We start from the raw sequence: 21,543 nt of genomic DNA, 5'->3' as shown, positions 1-21,543 counted from the left end.
TCTCAGACGGCATCGTCGCCCTCGCTCTCGACGGCCAGTTCGCGGAGGGTCTCCTGCAGGCTGCGGGCCCGGTCCGGCGTCAGGCCCGGAATCCGAACGTCGGCGTTCCGAGAACCGGCAGTATAGACCACGACGCTCGAGAGGCCGAGTGCCCGCTCGATCGGGCCGAACTGGGTGTCGACGTGCTGGACGCGGACGAACGGAACGGCGGTCTCGACGAACGTGACGACGCCGCGCTCGAGGTAGAGGGCGTCGTCCTGCAGTTCGAACCGCCAGACCTGATAGAGGCGGACGGCGTAGCCGACGGCGAGAACCAGTGCGACGGCGACGGCGGCCGCGATCGCGAGCGGCGGGACGGTAACTCGCCACTGATCGAGGGCGACGAGGGCGACGGCGAGGACGACCGCCGCGATCGCGCCGCGGGCGATCCAGATAAGCCTGATGCGGGGATGAAGCGTCTCCATGTGATAGACGTGTCAACCGGAATGAAATAAATCCACGGGTCAACGGGCGTGACCGGCAGGCGGTCGAATCGACGGACGTCGGCGCGCGGATGGAAGCGGCGGAGACGCGGAACAGTCAGTCGTCGGCGGGGACCGTCAGCACTGGAACGGACGAGGCCCGACGGACGCGGTCGGTGACGCTGGTCGGCGAGAGATAGCGTCGGAGGCCGGTCCGGGTCGGTTCGCCGATCACGACGAGATCGACGTCGTTGTGGGCGGCGTAGCGGGCGATCTCCTCGGCTGGATCGCCGTATCGAAGCCGTTTCGAGACCGTGACGTCGGTGCCGGCGGACGCGTCCTCGACCGCCTCGAGCGCCGCTTCGGCGGCGGCTTCGCGCCGCTCGACGACCACGTCCCAGCCGTCGACGGACGCGGTCATGCGAACGATCGAGAGCGCGTCGATACGGCCGCCGTGACGGGCGGCTTCCGAAATCGCCACTCGTCCCACCGCGGCCGGCGTCTCACCGTCGACCGCGACGAGGACGCGGCCGAACCCCGCCTCGGTCGTCGCTTCGCCCGCGAAATCCGGCCGGTCTGTCGCGGTCGATTCGTCCGTTCCACCCATCGTCGATGCCATACCCGGTGGTATTGGGCATAGAATAATATATTTGTCCAGAAAAACCTTCGACTCCCTCCAGCATTTTCAACCTGCGCCCCAGAATAGGCCCGTGCGGTCGTTTCACGCCGTGAAAGCGGGCGGCTTCGATCGCGTTCCCGCACCGAGCGAGCGCGTTCGAGACCACACTAAACGGCGGCCGCTCTATTCGCCCTCGAGGTCGTCGTACTCCTCGGGGGTATACGTCGACAGCTCGAGGGCGTGGATGTCGGTGGTCATGTGATCGCCCAGCGCGTCGTAGACCTCCTGGTGTTGCTGGACGAGCGGGAGCCCGTCGAAGACCGGCGAGACGACCGTCGCGGCGAGGTGGTCCTCGTCGCCCTCGTCTCGTGCGTGTGTGACCGTGGCGTCGGCGTCCTCGAGATTCGATTCGATGACGTCCTCGACGGCTGCTGGCTTCATAGGAGGGAGTTGGTCGCTCGCGGCAAAAGCGCCGCGGTCGCGGTCGGTGGCGCAACCGGTTCAGAACGGCACGTCGTCGGGCACGTCGGGCCCCGACGATCCACTGGCCATGCCGTCGAACCCGGTGCTGACGTCGACGTAGTCGATCGCGTCGATCTCGGCCGGTAGTCGTTGCTGAATCGCCTGCGTGGTCATCGAACTAACGCCACAGCCGCTACAGGCCCCGGTCAGGGCGATCGAGACGCGCCCCGCCTCGAGGTCGACCTCGGTGATCGCGGACTCGCCGCCGTGGGCCTCGATCTGGGGGAAGTTCCGGCGGAGGAACAGCGACACGTCTTCGCGGACGGCGTCGGCTGGGGACTGAGCCGGTTCGGACTCGCTCATGGGAGAGCCAAGGGACCGGAACGGTATATACTGTCGGACGAATCGATTCTCCCCGAAACTGGGGGAACGGCCCCGAGCCGTCCGAGCGACGATGACGGCGACTTTATGATCGCTCGCGACGCCGTCCCCGCTATGTCACTGGCAGCCGAGACGCGGCGGGCGGTCGACCGGCGCCCCTTCCTCCGAACCGCCCTACGGGCCGGCATCGTCAACTACACCGCCGCGGCCCGCTCGCTTCCGGTCGAGGGCGAAGCCGACGCGATCGCGACGGCGCTGCGCCGGTACGCCGACGAGTTGCCCGCCCACGGGACCGACTCCCGCGACGTTCGTGTACGGATGGAAAGCGGCGTTGGGCGACTCGAGGAGGGGGCCGACCGCGACGACGCGCTCGTGACCGTCGGCGGCACGGCCTTCGGCCCCTGCGGCGGCGATTCGACGGCCATCGTCGCGGCGGGCGAGGTCGACGCGGCCGCCACAGGGGCCGCCCTCGAGCGACTCGACATCGAGGGGATCGCGCCGGACGCCGCGGCCGTCGCCGACGGAACGATGGTCGTCGTCGTCGATCGACGCGCGGGGGCGACGGCGCTACGGGCGGTCGAAGACACGCTCGATCGAGTCGTCGTCCGGTCCGACTGACTGGGTCCCGACAGTCCGGAGTCAAGCCGCGCTGCTGTCGTAGGCCTCGCCGAAGTCCCACTCTCGCCGGAGGAGTTCTTCGACCCCGTGTTCGAGGATGACGTCGCCGAGGACCGTCGGCCTGTAGTAGGTATAGAGACCGTTACTGTCCCGTTCCGTCCGAACGCGTTTCTCGATGAGACCGACGTCCCGGAGTTTCTCGAGGTGGTAGTGGAGCGTGCTGTCGTCGACGTCCATCACCGAGTCGAGTTCCGTCGGCGTCAGTTCGGCCGCGTGGGAGAGTCGGTAGAGGATCTCGAACCGGGTTCGGTTCCCGACCGCGGCCTGCATCTCGAGGTACTCCTCGAGGGAGAGGACGCTTCGCTCCGGGAGGAGGGCCGTCGGATCGACGTTGCGTCCCATCGTATCGGCACCCACTCGCTTCTGTTGCTTAGTTTTTGGCCAGTCGACACTGCCGAAAACGGTTGCCTTCATTTCTCTCACTCCGTATGGAACGCCGGTCTGTCCGGAGCCGATCCGAGCGTCTCAGCCGCTCTGCGGTCCCGGGTAACCGCCGCGTTCGCGGTGCATCACACCGTTTAACTGTTATCCGGGGGAAGTGAGCCCAATGACCCTGCACGTGACGAACACGTTGACGGGCGAAAAAGAGCCGTTCGAGCCACAGGACCCCGAAAACGTCTTGCTCTACTACTGTGGCCTGACGGTCTCGGACCCGCCACATCTGGGCCACGCCCGCTCGTGGGTCCACGTCGACGTCATGCACCGCTGGCTCGAGCAGCTCGGCTACGACGTGCGTCACGTCGAGAACTTCACCGACGTCAACGAGAAGATCGTCGCCCGCGTCGGCGAGGACGACCTCGGCGCGGACGAAAGCGAGGTCGCCGAGAGCTACGTTCGGCGGACGATCGAGGACATGCGCTCGCTGAACCTCCTGCGCGCGGAGGTCTATCCGCGCGTCTCCGAACACGTCCCCGAGATCGTCGACCTCGTCGAGACGCTGATCGAGAAGGGCTACGCCTACGAGTCCAACGGGTCGGTCTACTTCGACGTGACGAGCTTCGAGGAGTACGGCAAGCTCTCGAATCAGGACCTGACGGAGATCGAGTCACAGGGGGATCCGGACGAGCGCTCGGAGAAGCGCCACCCCGCGGACTTCGCGCTCTGGAAGGCCGGCGGCGTCGATCCCGACGCCGTCGCCGAACACCGCCACGAGGGCGTCGACCACGGCGGCGACCCGCCCGAGGGCCTGACCTGGGACTCCCCGTGGGGCGAGGGCCGGCCCGGCTGGCACATCGAGTGTTCGGCCATGAGCATGACCCACCTCGGCGAGACGCTGGACATCCACGTCGGCGGCCGCGATCTGGTCTTTCCCCACCACGAGAACGAGATCGCCCAGTCCGAGGCCGCGACCGACCGGCAGTTCGCGAACTACTGGCTCCACTGCGAACTGTTCCAGATGGACGAGGAGAAGATGTCCTCGAGTCTGGGCAACTTCGTCACGGTCGCGGAGGCGATCGACCGCTGGGGGGCAAACGTCATGCGGACCTTCCTGACCGCCGGCTCCTACAACAGCCAGCAGCTCTACTCCGACGAGACGATCGCCGAGGCCGAAGAGCGGTGGGAACAGCTCGAGCGGGCCTACGAGGCCGCCGCCGAGACGCTCGACTCACCCGCGGCGAGTTCGAAGGCCGAAGACCTGACGCTGCGTGAGGCGGTCGCCGACGCCCGCAAGGCCTTCAGGACCGCGATGAACGACGACTTCAACACCCGGGAGGCCCAGTCGGCGCTGCTGTCGGTCGCGACGGCGATCAACCGCCACCTCGAGGCGGTCGGCGACGAGGGAGCTGACTACCGTGGTCTTCGCCGGGCCGTCGAGACGCTCGACGAACTGGGCGGGATCCTCGGGCTCTCCTTCGACGGGTCGACGACCGGCTCGGCCGAACTCGCCGGCGACGTGATCGAACTCGTCCTCGAGGTCCGCGAACGGGAACGCGAGGCGGGCAACTACGAGCGCGCCGACGAGTTACGCGACGAACTCGCGGCGCTGGGAATCGAAGTCCAGGATTCGGACGACGGCCCGACGTATCGGCTCCCCGACGGCGAGTGAGGGTGGGCCCGGATGGATCGACCGGTTCTCGATAGTCGGTCGGTAGCACACCCCTCAAGTAGATCCCGCTCCAAGAGTGGGTAATGAGTAGTTCAGGCGAGGACTCGTTGGTCGCCGCCGGCTTCGATGCGTTGGCCGCCCGCGTCGCGATTCTCGATACGAGCGGTACGATCGTCTACACGAACGAATCCTGGGAGTCGTTCGGCGACGAACAGGGACTGGCACGGAGCGCGGGCGGCGTCGGGAGTAACTATCTCGCGGTCTGTGAGGCGAGCGACGATCCCGACGCGACCGAGACCGCACGCGGGATCCGCGCGATCGCCGCCGGCGACAGCGAGTCGTTCCGCCTCGAGTACCCCTGCCACACGCCGGGCGAGGACGGCTGGTACCTGCTGGATGCCAGACCGTACGACCACGGCGGCGAGCGGTTCGTCCTCGTCATGCACGTCGACATCACCGAACGCAAACTCCTCGAGCGGCGGACGCAGGAACAGGCCGACCGGATGGAGTCGTTCGCCACACTGCTCTCTCACGACCTCCGGAACCCGCTGTCCGTTGCGCTGGCACACACGGAGATGCTCGAACTGGACGACGGCGTCGACCTCGGTGACGACGGCGACGAGAACCCGCTGCGCGCCTCGCTCGAGCGCATGGAGTCGATCATTGACGAGGCGCTGCTCCTCACGACGATCGACGCGGTCGAGGAGACCGAACTCTTGGCGCTCTCGCGGGCCGTCGAGACTGCTTGGACCACCGTCCGCACGGACGGCGCGAGCGTCGACGTCGTCGACGACGTCGCGATCCGTGCCGATCCGTCGCTTCTGGCCCACCTCTTCGAGAACCTGTTTCGAAATGCCGTCGAGCATAGCTCGACGAGTCCTGACTCCCGAACTCGTCAGGACGCCGTCGAACACGCCGGAGACGGCCTTCATATCGAGATCGGGGCCCTCGAGTCGACGGCCGCCGACGGGGACCGCGACGACGAGGCGGCGAAAGCGGTCGAGGGCGGAACGCGGCCCACGGACTGGTCGGGCGAAGCGGCCGACTACGACGGGTTCTACGTGGAAGACGACGGTCCTGGAATCCCGCCCGACGAGCGCGAGCGGGTGTTCGAATCGGGCTACTCGAGCGCCGGCGGCTCGGGCTTCGGGTTGGCGATCGTCAGCGACGTGGTCGACGCCCACGGCTGGTCGATCAGGGTCACGTCGGGACGAAACGGCGGGGCTCGGTTCGAGGTTCGCGGCGTCACCGTCGTCGACCGATAGGTCGCGGGACGGCTGGGGTCAGAACCCGACCGCAGTCGCGATCGAGACGCCGCTGGCGAGCGCGCCGAGCAGATAGCCCCCGATCGCCCCGCCGTTCAGCAGCGGGAGGCCCGCGTGGGCCCGCCCCTCGATCACCATGTACATCAGGACGAGCAAGCCGGCGATCGTCCCCAGCGACGCGCCAAGCGCCGCCAGGTTCAGCGCGAGCCCCGGTACCGCGATCGCCCCGGCCTCGAGGAACGACGCCGCACTGGCGACCAGCACCGTCGGGATGACGGCATCGCCCAGCCCGATGAAGAAGGCGTCGCGCTCGAGGACATCGTCCCCGACTGCTTCGTCGTCGGTCGTGGCTGTCCCATCGTCGTCTTCGGCCGCTTCGCCGTCACTCCCGTCCGCGGCCGTCCCATCGTCGCCCGCGTCCTCGTGTTCGGCGACCGGCTGGCCGCCGTCGGCGGCGCTTTCGTCCTCGAGGGCGTCCTCGGCGCTGCCGGCCGCGAGATAGGAGTACGACAGCGTCGTCGGCACGACGAGGACGACCGGGATCTTGAGGTCCATCACGCCCTCGGCGAGATCGAGCATGTGTTCGGTGCCGTAGACGCTGATGGCGTCGTAGACGGCCAGCACCGAGAGCAGCAATAGGGCCGGCAGGAGCCCGAAACTGATCCCGAAGAGGGCGGCGGCACCGGCTCCCATCACGATCCCCGCGCCGTCGATGACGTACCACTCGGGATACCACAGCAGGGCGGCACCGACGGCCAGCGAGGCGAGGACGGCGAGTCCGTCGGCAACACTGGCCGGGGCGATCGGCTCGACGAGGGCGGGCACGAGTTCGGCGAAGACGTACCACGAGATCATCACGCTGACACCGACCAGCAGGAGTCTGATCAGCCCCTCGAGGTCGTACCGGAAGGCGGCGAGCATCAGCGCGGTCGCGACGAGCATGATACCGACGTAAAAGATGCTGTTGGTCGGATCCTGCGGGTTCTCGACGGCTTGTCGTCCCGACTGGTCGAACGGTTCGACCAGCGCCAGGGCACCGATCTGGACGGCGACGAACAGCAGGACCGTCGCGCCGACGGCCGCGAGGATCCGGCTCCGATCGTTCATGCGGCGGGGTTCGAACCCCGCTTATATCGGCTTTTTCACTCGAGGGCCGGGCGGTGACGAGGAGTGTCCGAGAGAAGCGACCGCTACCGCGCGTACAGCGTCGATCCGACCAGTGCGGGCAAGTGGACGCCGTCGTCGGGCGTCACCGCCAGATACGGCCGCGAGACCGGTCCGAAGACGTCGACCACGCGGCCGATCGCCTCGAGGTCGTCGTCGAGGACCGTCGTTCCGATCTCGTCGCGGTGGGCGTCGCCGTCCGTTTCGTCCGCCTGGAGGACCGCGAGGCCCTGTGCGGTGCGGACGACGCTTCCGACCCGGCGCATCTCACTCGCGCATCGCGACGACGTACGCCGCGACGGCTTGGACGAGGTCGTTCTTCGTCGAGTCGTCGGCCCCGCGGACGACGACCCGGCCCCGGTCGGCCCAGTGTTCCCGCGAGTAGGCCTTGTCCCGCTCGATCGTGGCGTCGTACCCGATCTGCTGGACGGCCTTCGCGATCTCGTCGACCGTCGGTTCCTCGACCGCCAGGTCCTCGGCCACGCGCCGTCCCTCGGCCCGCGAGAGGGCCGCATCGAGATAGGCGGGCCAGATGACGTTCTCGACCATGGGCGTTCCTGTGCGGTCCGGCGAGTAAACCCTTTTCAAAACGATACGTCAGTGCGGGGGACGGCGAACCGAACGGGAGACAGAAAGAACCGCGGACGCTATCGTCGCCGGGCAACGAAGCCGGCGGCGGCCAACAGGGCGATCAGTGCGGCGGCAGTGCCGAACCCGGGGATAGCGCTCTCGTTATCCCCGTCGCTCTCCGATCCGCCGTCCGACTCGTTGCCGTCGTCGCGGTACTCCTCGTCGACCGCCTCGAGGTCACCTTCGATCTCGCTGTACACGTCGGGATGGACGGTCTCGATGATCGTCTCGATCGCGTAGACGACGTTGGGACCGGGCTGGCTCATCGCGTTATCGTCGACGGCGACGATGTTGTCCTCCTGGATGGCGGTCACTCCATCGAGGTCAGCCGTCGACGGCGGCGCATCCCAGCGGTCGCTGTCGGGGTAGACGATCCACTCGGGGTTCGCATCGACGACGACCTCCGAGTTCATCTGTCCCCATTCTACCTGGCCCTCCTCGGCCGCCAGGTTGGTCAGGCCGGCCGTCGTCATCACGTCGTGCTGGAACGTCTCCGTGCCGTGGGTGTCGCCGCTCTCGCCGCCGTCGTAGTACGCGAGCGGTGCGGACTCGTTTTCGAGTGCGTCCTCGTAGATCTCGAGTCGCTCGTTCATCCACTGGATCGTCTCCTCGGCACCGTCACACTCGCCGGTCACCTGCCCGGTCACGCGGACGTTCTCGCGAACGTCGTCGAGCGAGGTCGCTCGGTCGAGGACGACGACCGTGATCCCGGCGTCCTCGAGTTGCTCGAGGAGATCCTGGTTGTAGAGAGCGACGTTCGCGGCGAGGACGACGTCGGGATTCAGGTTGATGATCTCCTCGGCGACGGGCGTCACGCCGTCGTCTTTGGTGATGTCGGTCCTGTCGCCGGCCTCGAGCGACTCGGTGTACTGGCCGACGGGCATGCCGACGACCGTGTCCTCGGCACCGATCGAGTAGGCGAGTTGTGCGTCGCCCGGATAGAGCGTGACGACCGACTCGGGTTCGTCCTCGATCGTCACGTCCTCGCCGGTCGCGTCGGTCATCGTGAGCGGATAGTCACACTGTACCTCGGCGTCTTGTACGGCTGCTCCAGTCCCAGTTCCGGCGCCGGCCACGGCGGGCCCGATCGCCGAAACTGTAAGGAGAACTGTCAGAATAACGGCTAGCTGTCGTTGCATCGGAAATACCTCTTCCCTACTTCAACAAATATTTGCCTACTGCAAGCGAGGTTGAGACGAATGCAGCGACGGCTCCGAACGGCAGTGTGGTCGGCAGGACTGAGCGTCCTGCTCGTGGCCGTCGTCATCGGCAGCGCCGCCCTCGGACCGGTCCGGATCGAGCCGGCGACCGTTGCGATGGCGATCCTCAACGGCGTCGCCGTCCCGTCCGGGATCGAAGTTGGGACCGCGACGCTGCCCCTGTTCGGATGGCCCGTGCCGGTTCCGGGCCTCGAGTTTTCGTCCGCGTTCTCGTTTCCCGTCGAGGAGACCCACGAGTACATCGTCGTGCAACTGCGACTGCCGCGGATCGTCCTCGCCGCGACGGTCGGGTTCGCGCTCGCCGCCGCGGGGACGGTGATGCAGGGGTTCTTCCGGAACCCGCTCGCTGATCCGTCGATCATCGGCGTCTCCTCGGGCGGTGCGGCCGGCGCGGTCGCGGCCATCGCCTTTCCCGCGCTCGTTCCGTTCGGCAGCCTCCATCTGGCCGCGTTCGTCGGCGCGCTCGCGACGGCGTTTCTCGTCTACGCGATCGCGACCGAAGGCGGACGGACGCCGGTCGCGACGCTGTTGCTCGCCGGCGTCGCCGTGCAGGCCTTTCTCGGCGCGATGATCTCGTACATGCTCATCCACAGCGGCGACGGCCTCAGGGAAGCCGTCGTCTGGTTGATGGGGAGCCTGGCGAACCGGGGCTGGAACGACGTCACGTTCGCGCTCCCGGTGTCGCTCGCCGGCGCGCTCGTGCTGGCGACGTACGCGCGGGAACTGAACGTCCTCCTGCTCGGCGAGGAGGACGCCCACCACCTCGGGGTCGAGGTCGAGCGGACCAAACTCGTTCTACTCGCGCTCGCGAGCGTCGTCACCGCGGCGGGGGTCGCCGTCACGGGCGTCATCGGGTTCGTCGGGCTGGTCGTCCCCCACATCATGCGGCTGCTCGTCGGCCCGGACCACCGGATCCTGTTCCCGACGAGCGCGCTCGCCGGCGCGTCGTTTCTGGTCGTCACGGACACGATCGCGCGGTGGCCGGCCGGCCCGACCGAGGTTCCCGTCGGCATCGTCACGGCGGCGCTCGGTGCCCCGTTCTTCCTGTTCCTGCTCACGCGCAGGGAGGTGTACTCGGTGTGACGCCGGCCGACCGCGACTCCGGTGCCGGCCGCGACCGAGATGACGACCTCGAGCCGGCGGCGATCTCGATCACGGACTGTTCGCAGTCGTTCGGCGACCTCGCAGTCCTCGAGAACGTCTCACTGACGATCGAGCCCGGCGAGTTCGTCGGCTTCGTCGGTCCCAACGGGGCCGGCAAGACCACCCTTTTGCGGCTGATCAGCGGGGCGCTCGAGCCCGATTCGGGGGCGATCGAGATCGACAGGACCGACGTTCACGGGCTCTCCTCGCGGGCCTCGAGCCGGCTCGTCTCGGTCGTACCACAGGACACGACGCTGTCGTTTTCGTTCCCGGTGCGGGATGTCGTCGAGATGGGGCGACACCCGCATCGCTCCCGGTTCTCGTCGGCGACGCCAAAAGACCGCGCCACGGTCGAACGCGCCCTCGAGCGGACCCGGACTGCTGAGTTAGCCGACCGGCCGATCGACGAGGTCAGCGGCGGCCAGCGCCAGCGTGTCGTACTGGCGCGGGCGATCGCCCAGGAGACCCCGGTGATGCTGCTGGACGAACCCACTGCGAGCCTCGACGTGAACCACCAGGTCGAGACGCTCGAGTTGGTCCGGGAGCTGGTCGAGGGCGGTCGGACGGTCGTCGCGGCGATCCACGACCTCGAGCTGGCCGCCCGCTACTGCGATCGGCTCGTATTGCTCGCGGACGGGCGGGTCGCGGCGGACGGCCCGCCCTCGAGCGTGTTGACGCGGGAGGCGCTCGCGGACTCGTTCGACGCGAACGCGGTCGTGACGCCGAGCCCGGTGACCGGGACCGAGACGGTGACCGCGTTCGCGGCCGACCGCGAGGCGGGGCCGCTGCCGGACCGGGTCCACGTCCTGGGGACCGGCACCGCTGCGGCCGGCGTCATCGCCCGCCTCGAGGCCGCAGGCGTCGGCGTCTCGATCGGCCCGGTCTCGAGCGGCGACGCGGCGGCGGAAACGGCCCGCTCGCTCGGCGTCGAAACCGTCGAGACCGAGCCGTTCGCCCGGCCGAGTAACGCGGAGTTAGAGAGCGTCGAGTCGCTGATCCGGGCGGCCGACGCGACGGTCCTCGCTGATTTCGTCGTCGGGGCTGGAACCCAGTCGCTGCTCGACCCACTCGACGAGACGGACGCGCTCGTGCTGGTGGAGACGCGGCCGTTCGCCGACCGGAACTTCGCCGGCGGCGAAGCGCGAGAGCGCTACGAACGGTATCGTGAACGCGGACTCGAGGTGCCGGGCAGTCGCGTCCTCGAGGCGGTGTCGACGGTCGGGTCGGACCGGTCACGATCGCGGTCGTCGCCCCCGGCCGACTCGGCGGAGTCCCCCGACGACTGACGGCGACACCGGCACCGAGTGGACGGGGCCGGCGGCGCGGACTGGACGGTTTTTTACCCCTCCGCCACCGAGTGGCCGCCAATGACCGAGTACGACTACGACGAGCTCGGACTCGTCGCCGGGCTGGAGATCCACCAGCAACTCGACACGGCGACGAAGCTGTTCTGTCAGTGTCCGACCGAGCTTCGCGAGCCCGAGGCGTCGACGCGAACGTTTTCGCGCTATCTCCACCCCACCCGGAGCGAACTGGGCGAACTCGACGACGCCGCCGTCGAGGAGAGCATGGTCGACCGCGAGTTCGAGTACCTCGCCTACGACACGACCTGTCTCGTCGAGGAGGACGACGAGCCGCCCCACGAGTTGGACGAGGAAGCCCTCGAGACCGTCCTCGAAATCGCCCAGCTCATGGACATGAGCCCGGTCGACCAGGCCCACGTCATGCGCAAGATCGTCGTCGACGGCTCGAACACGACGGGCTTCCAGCGCTCGTCGCTGATCGCCACCGGCGGCGCGATCGAGACCAGTGCAGGAGCGGTCGGCATCGAAGACCTCATGCTCGAGGAGGAAAGTGCCCAGCGCGTCGAGGAGACCGACGACGGCGTCCGCTACAGCCTTGACCGGCTCGGGATCCCGCTGGTCGAGATCGGGACGAGGCCCGACATCTCGACGCCGGAGCAGGCCCTCGAGGCCGCCGAGCGGATCGGCATGCTGCTGCGTTCGACCGGGAAGGTCAAGCGCGGCCTGGGGACGATCCGCCAGGACGTCAACGTCTCCATCGAGGAGGGTGCCCGCGTCGAGATCAAGGGCGTCCAGAGTCTCGACGATATCGACGACATCGTCCGCAACGAGGTGGCCCGACAGGCCGAACTCGTCGAGATCGCGGCCGAACTGGAGGAGCGCGAGGCGTCGGTCGGCGAGGTACAGGACGTGACCGGGGTCTTCGAGGACACCGACAGCGGCGTCATCTCGGGGGCACTGAACTCGGGCGGTGCCGTCACGGCGGTGCCGCTCTATGGCTTCGACGGGATCGTCGGCCGCGAGATCGCCCCCGACCGCCGGCTCGGGACCGAACTCTCCGATCACGCCAAGCGCCACGGCGCGGGCGGAATCTTCCACACCGACGAACTGCCGGCGTACGGCGTCACCGAGGACGAGGTCACCGACCTGCGTGCTGCCGTCGGTGCCGAACCCGAGGACGCCGTCGCCATCGTCGCCGCCGACACCGAGGTTGCGGAATCGGCGATCGAGGCCGCCGCCGAGCGTGCCGAGACCGCCCTCGAGGGCGTCCCCGAGGAGACCCGCGGCGCGAACGACGACGGGACGACCCGCTATCTGCGCCCCCTGCCCGGCGCGGCGCGGATGTACCCCGAGACGGACGTGCCGCCGGTCGAGCCCGACCCGAGCGAGGTGCCCGAACCCGAACTGTTGACCGAGAAGGTCGAGCGGTATCAGGACGAGTACGACCTCGGCGCGGGGCTGGCCGAACAGGTCGCCTACGGCGAGTACATGCCGCTGTTCGAGGACGTCGTCGTCGGCGGAATCGATCCCACGCTGGCCGCGACGACGCTCGAGTCGACGCTGACCGAAGTCCGTCGTGACGGCGCGCCCGTCGAGAACCTGACCCGCGACCACCTCGAGGGCGTTCTCCGGCTGGTCGAGGACGGCGACCTGCCGAACGAGGGCGTGCCGGATCTGCTTGCGGCGCTGGCCGAGGAGCCGGACCGGACGGCCGAAGAAGCGGCCGAGGACGCCGGACTCGGCGGAGCCGAGGAGGACGAAGTCCGCGAGGCCGTCGTCGAGGTCGTCGAACGCAACGCGGGCCAAGTCGAGGAGGAGGGCATGCAGGCCTTCTCCGGACTCATGGGCGAGTGCATGGGCGCGCTCCGCGGGAAGGCCGACGGCGACCTCGTGAGCGAACTCCTGCGCGAGGAGATTCAGAAACGAGCGTAACTCGCTCGAGGCGCAGTGCTACCGACGCCGCGGTTCTCACTCGCCGACGAGTTCCTCGAGCAGCGTCTCTAACTCGTAGCTCTGGAGTGCGTCCCGTTCTTCGATCGCCGAGATGACGAACGTCGAGTCGGTCCGTTCGACGCCCTCGAGTTGTTCGAACTCGGCGATCAGGCGTTCGACCATGCCGCTGTCGCTCAGACGCGCGACGACGATGAAGTCCGTCTCTCCCATCGTGAAGTAGACGTTCGTAACCCCCTCGACGGTCAGGAGCCGATCCGCGAACGTCTCGTAGGAGCCCCGATAGTCCGCGTGAACCTCGATCAGGACGGTGACGCCCAGCCCGAGTGCCTCGAGATCGATATCGTAGCGGTCGTTCTCGATGATGCCCTCCTCTCGGAGGTTGTTGAGACGGTAGTGGATCGTCGAGATCGGAATGTCGGTCGCCTCGTGGAGCCGTTCGGGACTTCCCGTCTCGAGTTCGGCGATCGCCTTGAGGAGGCGCACGTCGCGTTCGTCCATATGGACGAGGTTCGATCCCGACCGACATGTGTTTTCCGGCTTATGTAATTGTATATTTCTTCAACTATCGACCGATTATCGGCGCCCAACTCGAAATGAATTCATATGTGTGGTTCTTGATTCTCAAAACACCGCGCGATTGTAGAAGGGTCTAAATACGACCGTGATTTTCGAAGGAGATATGAGTACAATCGATTGGATTCCAGATGGGTGCCGTGATGCGGCACTCTTTTCGATACTCGCGCTATGCTGGGGAAGTTCGTTCGTCGCGATCGAGATCGGACTCGAGTACGTTCCGCCGCTCCTGTTTGCCGGCTTTCGCTACGCGATCGCGGGCGCGATCGTCTTCGCATACGCGGCCGTCACGAACGATCGGGTTCGACCGGCGGGCCGAGGGGAATGGGCGGCGGTTGCCGTCGCCGGCACGTTCGTCATCGCGCTCTATCACGGCCTGTTGTATCTCGGCGAACTGTACGTGTCGGGCGCGGTCGCGGCGACGATCGTTAGCACGGCACCGATCCTGACGGCAGGGTTCGCCGGCGTGGTACTCCCGGAGGAGCGGCTGGCACCTGCAGGGATCGCTGGCTTCCTACTCGGTCTGGTGGGCGTGATCGCCGTCGTCCAGCCGTCGTCGGCCGCGCTCGGAAGCGACGTGACCGTCGGCGCTGTCCTCGTGTTCGGCTCGGCCGTCGCGTTCGCGCTCGGGAGCGTCCTCGTCCGCCCGATCGACTCGGCGCTCCCGATCGAGACGCTCCAGGCGTGGGCGATGCTCATCGGGGCCGGCGTGTTGCTCGGCTGGGCGTTCCTGCGCGGGGAGTCGGTCGCAGCGATCGAACTGACGTCGGCGACGGTCCTCTCGTTTAGCTACCTGACGCTCGTCTCCGGCGTGTTCGCGTTCTTCCTCTACTTCGAACTGCTCGAGCGAACCGGCGCGACGCAGGTCATCCTGGTCAGCTACGCCGAGCCGGTAGTTGCGATGGGGGTAAGCTGGGTCGCGCTGGGATATCTCGTCGACTCGCTCACGCTCGTCGGCCTGGTGACGATCCTCGCGGGCTTCGTCATGATCAAACGCAAGGCGCTGCGGTCCGTGCTTCGCTCGGCGCTCGACGGAGCGTCTTTCACGACCCCGTGATCGGCCACGTCTCGAGGCAGGCACTAACCGGTTTGCCACCGTACGGACAGCCTCGTCGGGTCGATCGGGTCCTGGCCGTATCTGCACCGTCGGAAACAGTTATTAGCACGCACGTTGCCCGACAACCTGACTGAGAACGATGCAGCGCAAAACCGACCATACGGACCGTACTGTGGTGTGTCACGTGCGCGCACCCCTGCTTCTCGAGCCGATCGACGAGCAGATCGAGACGCTACAAGCCTGCGAGGACGAGGGAGCGATCGACGACCTGCTGTTGCGGAGTTGGCCCAAGGAGGTCGCGCTCTCCGAAGAGAGCCCCCATCAGGAGGTCCTCGAGAACTACGAACGGTTCGAGCAGTGGGCCGATCGCCGCGGCGTGAGCGTCCGCCCGCCGTTTCGGGAGCGGGAAACGACCTCACAGATCACCGGTGAGACCCGCAAGCGGCTCGTGACGCCGCTTTTGTGTCTCGAGATCTACGAGGACGACGATCTGGTCGGGGTCTTCCCTCACACCGACGAGCGGACCGAGGAGACCTACACCACCGACGAGGCGATCGCGACGCTTCGGACCGACGCGGTGCCGACCCCGCTCGAGCCGGTCGATGCCGGAGCAGCGACCGACGCCGACGGTGCGCCGGATGGGACGATCTCGGACCCGTGTCCCGACTGCGGCGGGGAGTTGATCGACGGCCAGGGACTGTTTGCCTGTGGCGACTGCGGCTGGGTCGGGCAGGTGACCGACTCCGGGCGGTACGTCGCCCAGGTGACGGCGTCCAAGACGACGGCGGAAGAGCAGACGCCGCCGCAGTCATAGGGGCCCGTAGTCACAGTGCCCCGTAGTCACAGTGCCCCGTAGTCACAGTGCCCCGTAGTCACAGTGCCCCGTAGTCACAGTGCCCCGTAGTCACAGTGCCCCGTAGTCACAGTGCCCCGTAGTCACAGTGCCCCGCAGTAACAGTACCCTCGACTACTCCGTTTTGGTCGCGAACGCGACGGATTCGACGCCGTCTCGCCGTCGCGTTCGCGGATTTACTCCTCGACCAGATCGCCGCTGTACTCGGCGTCGACCGCGACGGCCGGTCCGTCCTGTTCGAACGTCACCGAATCGGCGTCGGTTCCCAGCGCCGACTCGAGGCGGTCGCGGTCGACGCTGGCCTCGTCGGCGTAGGTGACGACGGCGCTTGCGGTCGCGTCGCCGTCGCCGAGCGAGAGCTGTTGATGTGCGCCGTTTGCCCCCTCGAACGCGCCAAAGGCGAACTCGAGGCTGTCCGAGGACACCTGTTCGTTGCCGAGGGTCGCGGGATCGAACGCCTCGGTTTCCGTGTACCGACAGAGCGCCATGCCGTCGGTCGAACTGGCACGAAGGAGCCATTCGAAGTCCTCGTCGACGGCGTGTTTCGGCTCCCGCTCGCCGACGGCCGTCTCGAGGACGCGTTCGACGGCGGCGACCGGCTCGAAGCCGTCGTCGTTCGGGTTCGGCGCGGTGACCGCGAACACTTCCTCGGAGACGCCGACGACCTCGCCGGTGTCGGCATCGCTGTAGACCGAATACGCGGCGGCGTCGCTCTCGGCCGTGTAGCCGGCCGACTCGAGGTCGGCGGCGAGCCCGTCCCGATCGTACTGGCCCTTGACGGCGTAGACGCCGTTGGCGTCGACCAGCACGCCCTCGTCGGCGGCCGTCCGATCGTTGTTCACGTAGGCCTGGCGGGAGGCGCGACTGCCGAAGTTGCCGAACAGAACTGCCATGATGACAGGGTTCCCGAGCAGGGGATCCGTCGGCTCGTTGCCTTCGGCTGCACCCTCGTCGTTGAGCAGGGTATCGAGCGTCGCGCCGTCGATCGCACCGTAGAAGTACGACGGGTCGTCGCTCTGTGGGAGAATCGAGGCGTAGGCGGGAAGGTCACCGTTCTCACCGTCGATGTCCGCGTCACCGGCCGATTCGTCGGACTCGTCTTCGGTGTCGTCGTCGGAGCCGTTACCGTCGTCGGACGAGCCGGAACAACCGGCCAGCAACGCCATCCCCGTTCCAAGTAGTCCCAGCGTCGCTCGTCGGCGATAGGTAGTCATGGTCAGGTGATGGTCACTGAAACCGTATTATTGTACCGGCCGTTATCACCGATATTTAGCAGCGTTGACAGCCCGAGCGCCACCTCAACGGTCAGTCCTCGGCCGGCCGCTCGGTCGCGCGGCGGAGGAGACCGAGCAGGGTGTTGGCCTCGCGTTCGGTCAGGTCCGCCCGACCGAACACCCGTCTGAGCATCCGCATCGTCTTGTCGCGTTTCTCGTCGGGGTGGTTGATCTCGGTCAGCAGGTCGTCCCACTGGCCGTAGAGCCGGTCGACGGTTGCCTCGGGGGCACGAACCCGTTCGACGTCCGGTAACTGCGTCGCCTCGAGCGCGAGCGACCGAAGTTCGTAGAGCGTGACGGTCGCGGCCTGCCCGAGGTTGAGGACGGGGTAGGCCGCGCTTGCGGGGATCGAACAGATCTCGTCGATCCGGGCGAGTTCCGCGTTGGTCAGCCCAACGCGCTCGCGGCCGAACACGAGCGCCGTCGGTGCCTCGACGGTCGGCAGCCGGTCGGCCAGCTCCGCGGGGGTCGAGTAGGGAAATCGCGTGTGGCTGCGATCGTCCTCGTTGGTCACCGCCGTACAGCCGATCGTGTGGTAGTTCTCGACGAGGTGATCGAACGTGATCTCCTCGGCCTCGGGTAGGACGTCCTCTCGAGCGTGGCCCGCGTAGCCGTAGGCCTCGCCGTCGGGATCGAGTTCGGGCGGGTCGATCAACAGCAACTCCTCGAAGCCGAAGTTCTTCATCGAGCGGGCGATCGTGCCAACGTTCCCCGGCGACTGGGCGTCGACGACGGCGACGGCCGGCACGGTTCGCGCCGTCGCGTCCGCGGTAGGTGGGATATCCTCACTCATCGGTTCGGAAAGCGGACGACCGAGACGCGAAATCGTTCGATGCCTCGTCGGAGGGGGGCTGTCGTCGAGTTCGATGGTGACTCCGTTCCGAGACCGCCGGACGGGACGGATGCGACTGATGCGACGGAAGCGAGACGCGGGTTCATAGCCGGAGTAGTGGTCGGGACCGCAAAAAGGAGTCCGTTCGTGACTGGCCGCGACCGGCTGTCGTGTAGTGGCTCGAGTCAGACCAGTTGCTGTTTCAGTGGCTACTATAGCTATTAGATACACTAGTCTAGAAACACTACTAGACTAGACTACTAGACTAGAGACATGGTAGTCCGATAGAACGGTATCCCCATCGTCGTGTTCCGACAGTGTGGTTCCGTGACTGTGGGCCCCATCGAAGTCGTGGCCCCGTCGACTGTGCCGGTACAACGGGATCGTTCTCGTCCAGTATCGCTCTGTACGGGTTGGATTGGAATTAGTGAGAGAGGGACACACCCCCCTCGCGTTTGTAACCGTGATTGCGAGTGGGGGTTCTGTTCGTGAACACACCACCATCGCGGATGAAAGACTGTTCGATGGTTCGCCTCATACGGCCCAAATCGGGCAATACTGATCGCACCACCCCACTCGTTTCCCGTTACAAACGCGACCGGGGTGTGCCCCCTCGAGCGAATCCCGATTCGAACGTTCGACCGCTGTAGCGATGCGGTTTCGACTGCAGTCTCGGATTCGGACCACACGCAGTGACCGCGACACAGCTCTCGGAATCGGTCGGTACTGGGGGTTTCGTGATCGAACGCGCCGGTTTTACACCCGCGATGGGGGTGCCCGTCCTGTGAATCGATCGGTTTCGGCGTTAGAAGCGCGAGGGCGGCGGATCGCCGGACGGACGGCCAGGTGGTCGAAAACGGGCGCTCGAGTCGCTTACCCGACGTGTTTACATCCGCGATCGATCTCCACAGCTTTATTTCAGTCGAGTTGAAAAGGCCGGCCACTGCAATGGCCGCCAACGACGATCGAGATCCGCTCTTTCGGTACGACGACCCCGTCTTCGCCGACGAGCGTCTGCTCGAGATCACGCACCTACCCGGGCCGGACCGGATCGTCGGTCGCGACGAACAGATGCAACGGGTTGCGGACGCTCTGAACCCGGCGATCTTTGGGAGCGAGCCCAACCACCTGTTCATCTTCGGCAAGACCGGTACCGGCAAGTCGCTCATCTCGCGGTCGGTCACCCAGCGCGTAATCACCGAGGCCGAACACGACGACGTCACCGTGAAATACGCCTTCATCGACTGCGGGGAACAGAACACCGAAGCATCCATCGTCAAGACGATCGCCCAGATCGTCAACGAACCCGACGCGAGCGGGGTCACCGTCCCCGACCGGGGGCTCGGAACCGGCGACTACTACAAGCGTCTCTGGCAGGCCGTCGATCACTGTACCGACGTGACGATCGTCATTCTCGACGAGATCGACATGCTCGAGGACGACGAAGTGTTGCGCAAGCTCTCCCGGGCCGGCGAGAACCGCCGGATATCGGACTCGAGCATCGGCATCATCGGCATCTCGAACAAGATCGACTTCCCGGATCACCTCTCCGAACGCGTCAAGTCCAGCCTCTCGCGGGACGAACTCGTCTTCTCGCCGTACGACGCCAACCAGCTCGTCGAGATTCTCGAGAAACGCCGCGACGCGTTCCACGACGGTGTCCTCTCCGACGACGTGATCCCGCTGACCGCCGCGCTCGCGGCCCAGGAACACGGCGACGCGCGCAAGGCGATCGACATCCTCCGGAACGCCGGCCGGATCGCGAAGAAGCGAAACGACACCCGTGTGACGGCCGATCACGTCCGTGACGCCAAGGAAAAGACCGAGGCCGACCGCTTCAACGAACTCATCGAGGGCTCGCCCCAGCAGGCCAAGGCGATCCTCTACTCGCTGACCCTGCTGACCGAGAACAGCCAGGAAAAGGAGTTCCCGACGAAGATCATCTACAACCAGTACAAGGAGATCGCCCGACGGCTCGACTTCGACGTCCTCTCGGAGCGCCGGGTCCAGGAGATCCTCCAGGAGCAGAACTTCCTCAACGTGATCCAGTCCGAACGTGAGGGCCGGGGACGCGGCCGGGGCGCTCACGCGAAACACCGCCTGCTCGAGAACCCCTCGATCGTCAAGAAGGTGCTGCTGCGTGACTCGCGGCTGGCGGTCCTCGAAGAGGAGTGACAACGGGTCCCTCGATCGTCGCGACCTGTGCGGACCGTGACTACTGGTGAGCGGCGGTTTTGGGACGATTTTCGATTGTTGCTACACATTCTGGTGGGTATTCGATCGTACCTGCATTAAAAACCTCTAAAACCATACTTCTGTCCAGAGATTCGGCCAGTAGTAAATACTTATGAATATTTACTACGTCCGTTCGGATAGATGACGAATTTCGTAACCGAACTCCGATCGGCGATACGAAACGATCCCGGAGCGACGGCTATCGATTGCGAGGATCCGATGACGTTTTCGCAGCTCTGGACCGCCACGGACTCGTTTGCGGGCGGCCTCGGGGAGCGGGAGATCACGGCCGGCGATCGGGTCGCGATTCACGTCGCCGATCCGCGCTCGGTTCTCGTCGCGGCCTACGGCGCGCTCAGGGCCGGCTGCGTTCCCGTCACGCTCCCCGCGACCTACGGGAACCGAGACGTGCGACACGTCCTGAGTGACACCGAGGCGACGGCGCTCGTGACCGACTCGAGCCCGATCATGCCCCTCCTGACGGGCAGCGAATCGCTGCGCGTCGCCGTGACCGTCGACTCCGACACCCGGATGGGCGTCTCGTTCGCCGACTTCCTCGACAACGGCGGGATGAACGGCTCGAACTCGCGGACCGGCATCGATGTCGTGCGGCGAGCGGACGAGGACCCGGCGCTGATCGCCTACGTCGATCGCGCCGAGCGCCCGCCCGTCGCCGCCGTCTACACGCACGCATCCCTGCACGCGGCCGCAAGCGCTCGGCCGGCCGCGCCCGGCGACGGCTCCGACCCCCTCGAGTCCCACCGCAGCGCGGTGCCCCTCTCGGACCCGATCGAGTTCATGTACGGTGCGAACGCGACGCTTACCGACGGCGGGCGATACCGGCCGGTCGCGGACGCCGATCCGACGACGCTGCGCTCGTTGCTCGTGACGACCGAGGCCGATCGGACGTTCGTCACCCCGCGTCAGTACCGCGCCCTCCGTGCGAACGGGGTCGTCGACGACGGCGGACTCCGCGTCGTGGAATCGACGCGTGAGACGTTCGGGACGTGCCACGACGATGCCGCCGAACCCGGCGACGCCGTTCGGCTGTGTGGGCTCCCCGAAACCGGGCTGACACACGTGCGAACGCCGGCCGACGTCGCGTCCGGATCGATCGGTGACACGCTCCCGGGTATCCGAGCGCGAGTCGTCGACGAGGGGGCCGGTGACGAACTCGCGGTCACCAGCGCGGCGGTCGCGGACGACTCCCCCGACCTCTCCTCGCCGACCGACGAGCGAGCGGTGACGATCGACGGCACGCGCTGGGTCAGGACGGGCGTCCCGGCGCGTTCCGAAGACGGCGTGATCCGTCGCCGGACGGAGGCCGAGCCCGTTCGTTCCGCCGCGGACCGATAGCGGCTCGCCGGAACCACGATACCTTTTTGCCTCGCT

At 66.8% G+C, this 21,543-nt stretch carries 22 protein-coding genes; 10 read left to right on the top strand and 12 right to left on the bottom strand.

Going from position 1 to position 21,543, the window contains the following annotated elements:
- Positions 1–2 precede the first annotated feature (2 nt).
- The 4 genes from ACERIM_RS17490 to ACERIM_RS17475 all read right to left on the bottom strand — a co-directional run bounded on the left by ACERIM_RS17490 (position 3) and on the right by ACERIM_RS17475 (position 1,905).
- Positions 3–464 carry a PH domain-containing protein gene (locus tag ACERIM_RS17490; RefSeq protein WP_006648707.1) on the bottom strand — a complete coding sequence of 154 codons (462 nt, stop codon included), beginning with the start codon at positions 462–464 and terminating at the stop codon, positions 3–5.
- Between the two features lie 115 nt (positions 465–579).
- On the bottom strand, positions 580–1,080 hold the full coding sequence (locus ACERIM_RS17485; protein ID WP_373633619.1) for a universal stress protein: 501 nt from the start codon (positions 1,078–1,080) through the stop codon (positions 580–582).
- 183 nt (positions 1,081–1,263) lie between these two features.
- A complete protein-coding gene (locus ACERIM_RS17480; RefSeq protein ID WP_006180884.1) occupies positions 1,264–1,521 on the bottom strand; it encodes a BolA family protein in 258 nt (85 codons plus the stop codon).
- A 60-nt stretch (positions 1,522–1,581) separates the two neighbouring features.
- A complete protein-coding gene (locus ACERIM_RS17475; protein ID WP_373633618.1) occupies positions 1,582–1,905 on the bottom strand; it encodes a NifU family protein in 324 nt (107 codons plus the stop codon).
- Between the two features lie 105 nt (positions 1,906–2,010).
- Between ACERIM_RS17475 and ACERIM_RS17470 the strand changes: the two genes are divergently transcribed.
- A complete protein-coding gene (locus tag ACERIM_RS17470; protein ID WP_373633617.1) occupies positions 2,011–2,541 on the top strand; it encodes a hypothetical protein in 531 nt (176 codons plus the stop codon).
- 21 nt (positions 2,542–2,562) lie between these two features.
- On the opposite strand, the gene ACERIM_RS17465 is transcribed toward ACERIM_RS17470, so the two are convergent.
- Positions 2,563–2,943: a helix-turn-helix domain-containing protein gene (locus ACERIM_RS17465; protein WP_373633616.1), complete on the bottom strand. Its 381-nt coding sequence runs from the start codon at positions 2,941–2,943 to the stop codon at positions 2,563–2,565.
- A 205-nt stretch (positions 2,944–3,148) separates the two neighbouring features.
- Between ACERIM_RS17465 and cysS the strand changes: the two genes are divergently transcribed.
- Together cysS and ACERIM_RS17455 are read left to right on the top strand one after the other, a co-directional pair.
- Entirely contained in the window at positions 3,149–4,648 is a 1,500-nt protein-coding gene (gene cysS, locus ACERIM_RS17460; protein ID WP_373633615.1) for a cysteine--tRNA ligase, read from the top strand.
- Between the two features lie 83 nt (positions 4,649–4,731).
- Positions 4,732–5,913, top strand: coding sequence for an ATP-binding protein (locus ACERIM_RS17455; protein ID WP_373633614.1), 1,182 nt, complete (start codon positions 4,732–4,734; stop codon positions 5,911–5,913).
- Positions 5,914–5,931: 18 nt separating this feature from the next.
- On the opposite strand, the gene ACERIM_RS17450 is transcribed toward ACERIM_RS17455, so the two are convergent.
- From ACERIM_RS17450 to ACERIM_RS17435, 4 genes are all read right to left on the bottom strand, one after another.
- A complete protein-coding gene (locus ACERIM_RS17450) occupies positions 5,932–7,020 on the bottom strand; it encodes a presenilin family intramembrane aspartyl protease PSH (protein WP_373633613.1) in 1,089 nt (362 codons plus the stop codon).
- A gap of 83 nt (positions 7,021–7,103) precedes the next feature.
- Positions 7,104–7,343 (bottom strand): H/ACA ribonucleoprotein complex subunit GAR1, encoded by a 240-nt coding sequence (locus ACERIM_RS17445; RefSeq protein ID WP_373633612.1) that lies wholly within the window; start codon positions 7,341–7,343, stop codon positions 7,104–7,106.
- A gap of 1 nt (position 7,344) precedes the next feature.
- The gene (gene srp19, locus ACERIM_RS17440; RefSeq protein ID WP_006180893.1) at positions 7,345–7,626 is read right to left on the bottom strand and encodes a signal recognition particle subunit SRP19; all 282 of its coding nucleotides are present in this window, start codon (positions 7,624–7,626) and stop codon (positions 7,345–7,347) included.
- Between the two features lie 98 nt (positions 7,627–7,724).
- On the bottom strand, positions 7,725–8,846 hold the full coding sequence (locus ACERIM_RS17435) for a PGF-CTERM-anchored ABC transporter substrate-binding protein (RefSeq protein ID WP_373633611.1): 1,122 nt from the start codon (positions 8,844–8,846) through the stop codon (positions 7,725–7,727).
- Positions 8,847–8,906: 60 nt separating this feature from the next.
- Between ACERIM_RS17435 and btuC the strand changes: the two genes are divergently transcribed.
- From btuC to gatE, 3 genes are all read left to right on the top strand, one after another.
- Complete coding sequence (gene btuC, locus ACERIM_RS17430; RefSeq protein WP_373633610.1) at positions 8,907–10,010, top strand: vitamin B12 ABC transporter permease BtuC; 1,104 nt, start codon at positions 8,907–8,909, stop codon at positions 10,008–10,010.
- Entirely contained in the window at positions 10,007–11,356 is a 1,350-nt protein-coding gene (locus ACERIM_RS17425) for an ATP-binding cassette domain-containing protein (protein ID WP_373633609.1), read from the top strand. Before btuC ends, ACERIM_RS17425 begins: the two co-directional genes overlap by 4 nt.
- Before the next feature lie 81 nt (positions 11,357–11,437).
- The gene (gatE, locus tag ACERIM_RS17420) at positions 11,438–13,306 is read left to right on the top strand and encodes a Glu-tRNA(Gln) amidotransferase subunit GatE (protein ID WP_373633608.1); all 1,869 of its coding nucleotides are present in this window, start codon (positions 11,438–11,440) and stop codon (positions 13,304–13,306) included.
- Between the two features lie 36 nt (positions 13,307–13,342).
- Here the strand turns inward: gatE and ACERIM_RS17415 are convergent, their stop codons facing one another.
- On the bottom strand, positions 13,343–13,825 hold the full coding sequence (locus tag ACERIM_RS17415) for an Lrp/AsnC family transcriptional regulator (RefSeq protein WP_373633607.1): 483 nt from the start codon (positions 13,823–13,825) through the stop codon (positions 13,343–13,345).
- 181 nt (positions 13,826–14,006) lie between these two features.
- Between ACERIM_RS17415 and ACERIM_RS17410 the strand changes: the two genes are divergently transcribed.
- Positions 14,007–14,957 carry a DMT family transporter gene (locus ACERIM_RS17410; protein WP_373633606.1) on the top strand — a complete coding sequence of 317 codons (951 nt, stop codon included), beginning with the start codon at positions 14,007–14,009 and terminating at the stop codon, positions 14,955–14,957.
- Between the two features lie 139 nt (positions 14,958–15,096).
- Entirely contained in the window at positions 15,097–15,771 is a 675-nt protein-coding gene (locus tag ACERIM_RS17405; protein WP_373633605.1) for an HTH domain-containing protein, read from the top strand.
- A gap of 215 nt (positions 15,772–15,986) precedes the next feature.
- Here the strand turns inward: ACERIM_RS17405 and ACERIM_RS17400 are convergent, their stop codons facing one another.
- Together ACERIM_RS17400 and ACERIM_RS17395 are read right to left on the bottom strand one after the other, a co-directional pair.
- Positions 15,987–17,024, bottom strand: a complete 1,038-nt coding sequence (locus tag ACERIM_RS17400) for a hypothetical protein (RefSeq protein ID WP_373633604.1) — start codon at positions 17,022–17,024, stop codon at positions 15,987–15,989.
- A gap of 91 nt (positions 17,025–17,115) precedes the next feature.
- Entirely contained in the window at positions 17,116–17,877 is a 762-nt protein-coding gene (locus tag ACERIM_RS17395; protein ID WP_006648690.1) for an RNA methyltransferase, read from the bottom strand.
- Between the two features lie 987 nt (positions 17,878–18,864).
- On the opposite strand from ACERIM_RS17395, the gene ACERIM_RS17390 reads away from it, so the two are divergent.
- Both ACERIM_RS17390 and ACERIM_RS17385 read left to right on the top strand, forming a co-directional pair.
- A complete protein-coding gene (locus ACERIM_RS17390) occupies positions 18,865–20,091 on the top strand; it encodes a Cdc6/Cdc18 family protein (RefSeq protein WP_006180903.1) in 1,227 nt (408 codons plus the stop codon).
- Between the two features lie 201 nt (positions 20,092–20,292).
- Positions 20,293–21,507: an AMP-binding protein gene (locus ACERIM_RS17385; protein WP_373633603.1), complete on the top strand. Its 1,215-nt coding sequence runs from the start codon at positions 20,293–20,295 to the stop codon at positions 21,505–21,507.
- Positions 21,508–21,543 lie beyond the last annotated feature (36 nt).

The organism is Natrinema sp. H-ect1 (genome assembly GCF_041821105.1).
In the GTDB taxonomy this organism is placed as follows: Archaea; Halobacteriota; Halobacteria; order Halobacteriales; family Natrialbaceae; genus Natrinema; species Natrinema thermotolerans.
This window is presented reverse-complemented; position numbering and strand designations above follow the sequence as displayed.

Bases quoted from the DNA above. Each gene is read 5' to 3' on its own strand.
- ACERIM_RS17490 (WP_006648707.1), bottom strand. From the start codon at position 464: ATGGAGACGCTTCATCCCCGCATCAGGCTTATCTGGATCGCCCGCGGC.
- ACERIM_RS17485 (WP_373633619.1), bottom strand. From the start codon at position 1,080: ATGGCATCGACGATGGGTGGAACGGACGAATCGACCGCGACAGACCGG.
- ACERIM_RS17480 (WP_006180884.1), bottom strand. From the start codon at position 1,521: ATGAAGCCAGCAGCCGTCGAGGACGTCATCGAATCGAATCTCGAGGAC.
- ACERIM_RS17475 (WP_373633618.1), bottom strand. From the start codon at position 1,905: ATGAGCGAGTCCGAACCGGCTCAGTCCCCAGCCGACGCCGTCCGCGAA.
- ACERIM_RS17470 (WP_373633617.1), top strand. From the start codon at position 2,011: ATGATCGCTCGCGACGCCGTCCCCGCTATGTCACTGGCAGCCGAGACG.
- ACERIM_RS17465 (WP_373633616.1), bottom strand. From the start codon at position 2,943: ATGGGACGCAACGTCGATCCGACGGCCCTCCTCCCGGAGCGAAGCGTC.
- cysS (WP_373633615.1), top strand. From the start codon at position 3,149: ATGACCCTGCACGTGACGAACACGTTGACGGGCGAAAAAGAGCCGTTC.
- ACERIM_RS17455 (WP_373633614.1), top strand. From the start codon at position 4,732: ATGAGTAGTTCAGGCGAGGACTCGTTGGTCGCCGCCGGCTTCGATGCG.
- ACERIM_RS17450 (WP_373633613.1), bottom strand. From the start codon at position 7,020: ATGAACGATCGGAGCCGGATCCTCGCGGCCGTCGGCGCGACGGTCCTG.
- ACERIM_RS17445 (WP_373633612.1), bottom strand. From the start codon at position 7,343: ATGCGCCGGGTCGGAAGCGTCGTCCGCACCGCACAGGGCCTCGCGGTC.
- srp19 (WP_006180893.1), bottom strand. From the start codon at position 7,626: ATGGTCGAGAACGTCATCTGGCCCGCCTATCTCGATGCGGCCCTCTCG.
- ACERIM_RS17435 (WP_373633611.1), bottom strand. From the start codon at position 8,846: ATGCAACGACAGCTAGCCGTTATTCTGACAGTTCTCCTTACAGTTTCG.
- btuC (WP_373633610.1), top strand. From the start codon at position 8,907: ATGCAGCGACGGCTCCGAACGGCAGTGTGGTCGGCAGGACTGAGCGTC.
- gatE (WP_373633608.1), top strand. From the start codon at position 11,438: ATGACCGAGTACGACTACGACGAGCTCGGACTCGTCGCCGGGCTGGAG.
- ACERIM_RS17415 (WP_373633607.1), bottom strand. From the start codon at position 13,825: ATGGACGAACGCGACGTGCGCCTCCTCAAGGCGATCGCCGAACTCGAG.
- ACERIM_RS17410 (WP_373633606.1), top strand. From the start codon at position 14,007: ATGAGTACAATCGATTGGATTCCAGATGGGTGCCGTGATGCGGCACTC.
- ACERIM_RS17405 (WP_373633605.1), top strand. From the start codon at position 15,097: ATGCAGCGCAAAACCGACCATACGGACCGTACTGTGGTGTGTCACGTG.
- ACERIM_RS17400 (WP_373633604.1), bottom strand. From the start codon at position 17,024: ATGACTACCTATCGCCGACGAGCGACGCTGGGACTACTTGGAACGGGG.
- ACERIM_RS17395 (WP_006648690.1), bottom strand. From the start codon at position 17,877: ATGAGTGAGGATATCCCACCTACCGCGGACGCGACGGCGCGAACCGTG.
- ACERIM_RS17390 (WP_006180903.1), top strand. From the start codon at position 18,865: ATGGCCGCCAACGACGATCGAGATCCGCTCTTTCGGTACGACGACCCC.
- ACERIM_RS17385 (WP_373633603.1), top strand. From the start codon at position 20,293: ATGACGAATTTCGTAACCGAACTCCGATCGGCGATACGAAACGATCCC.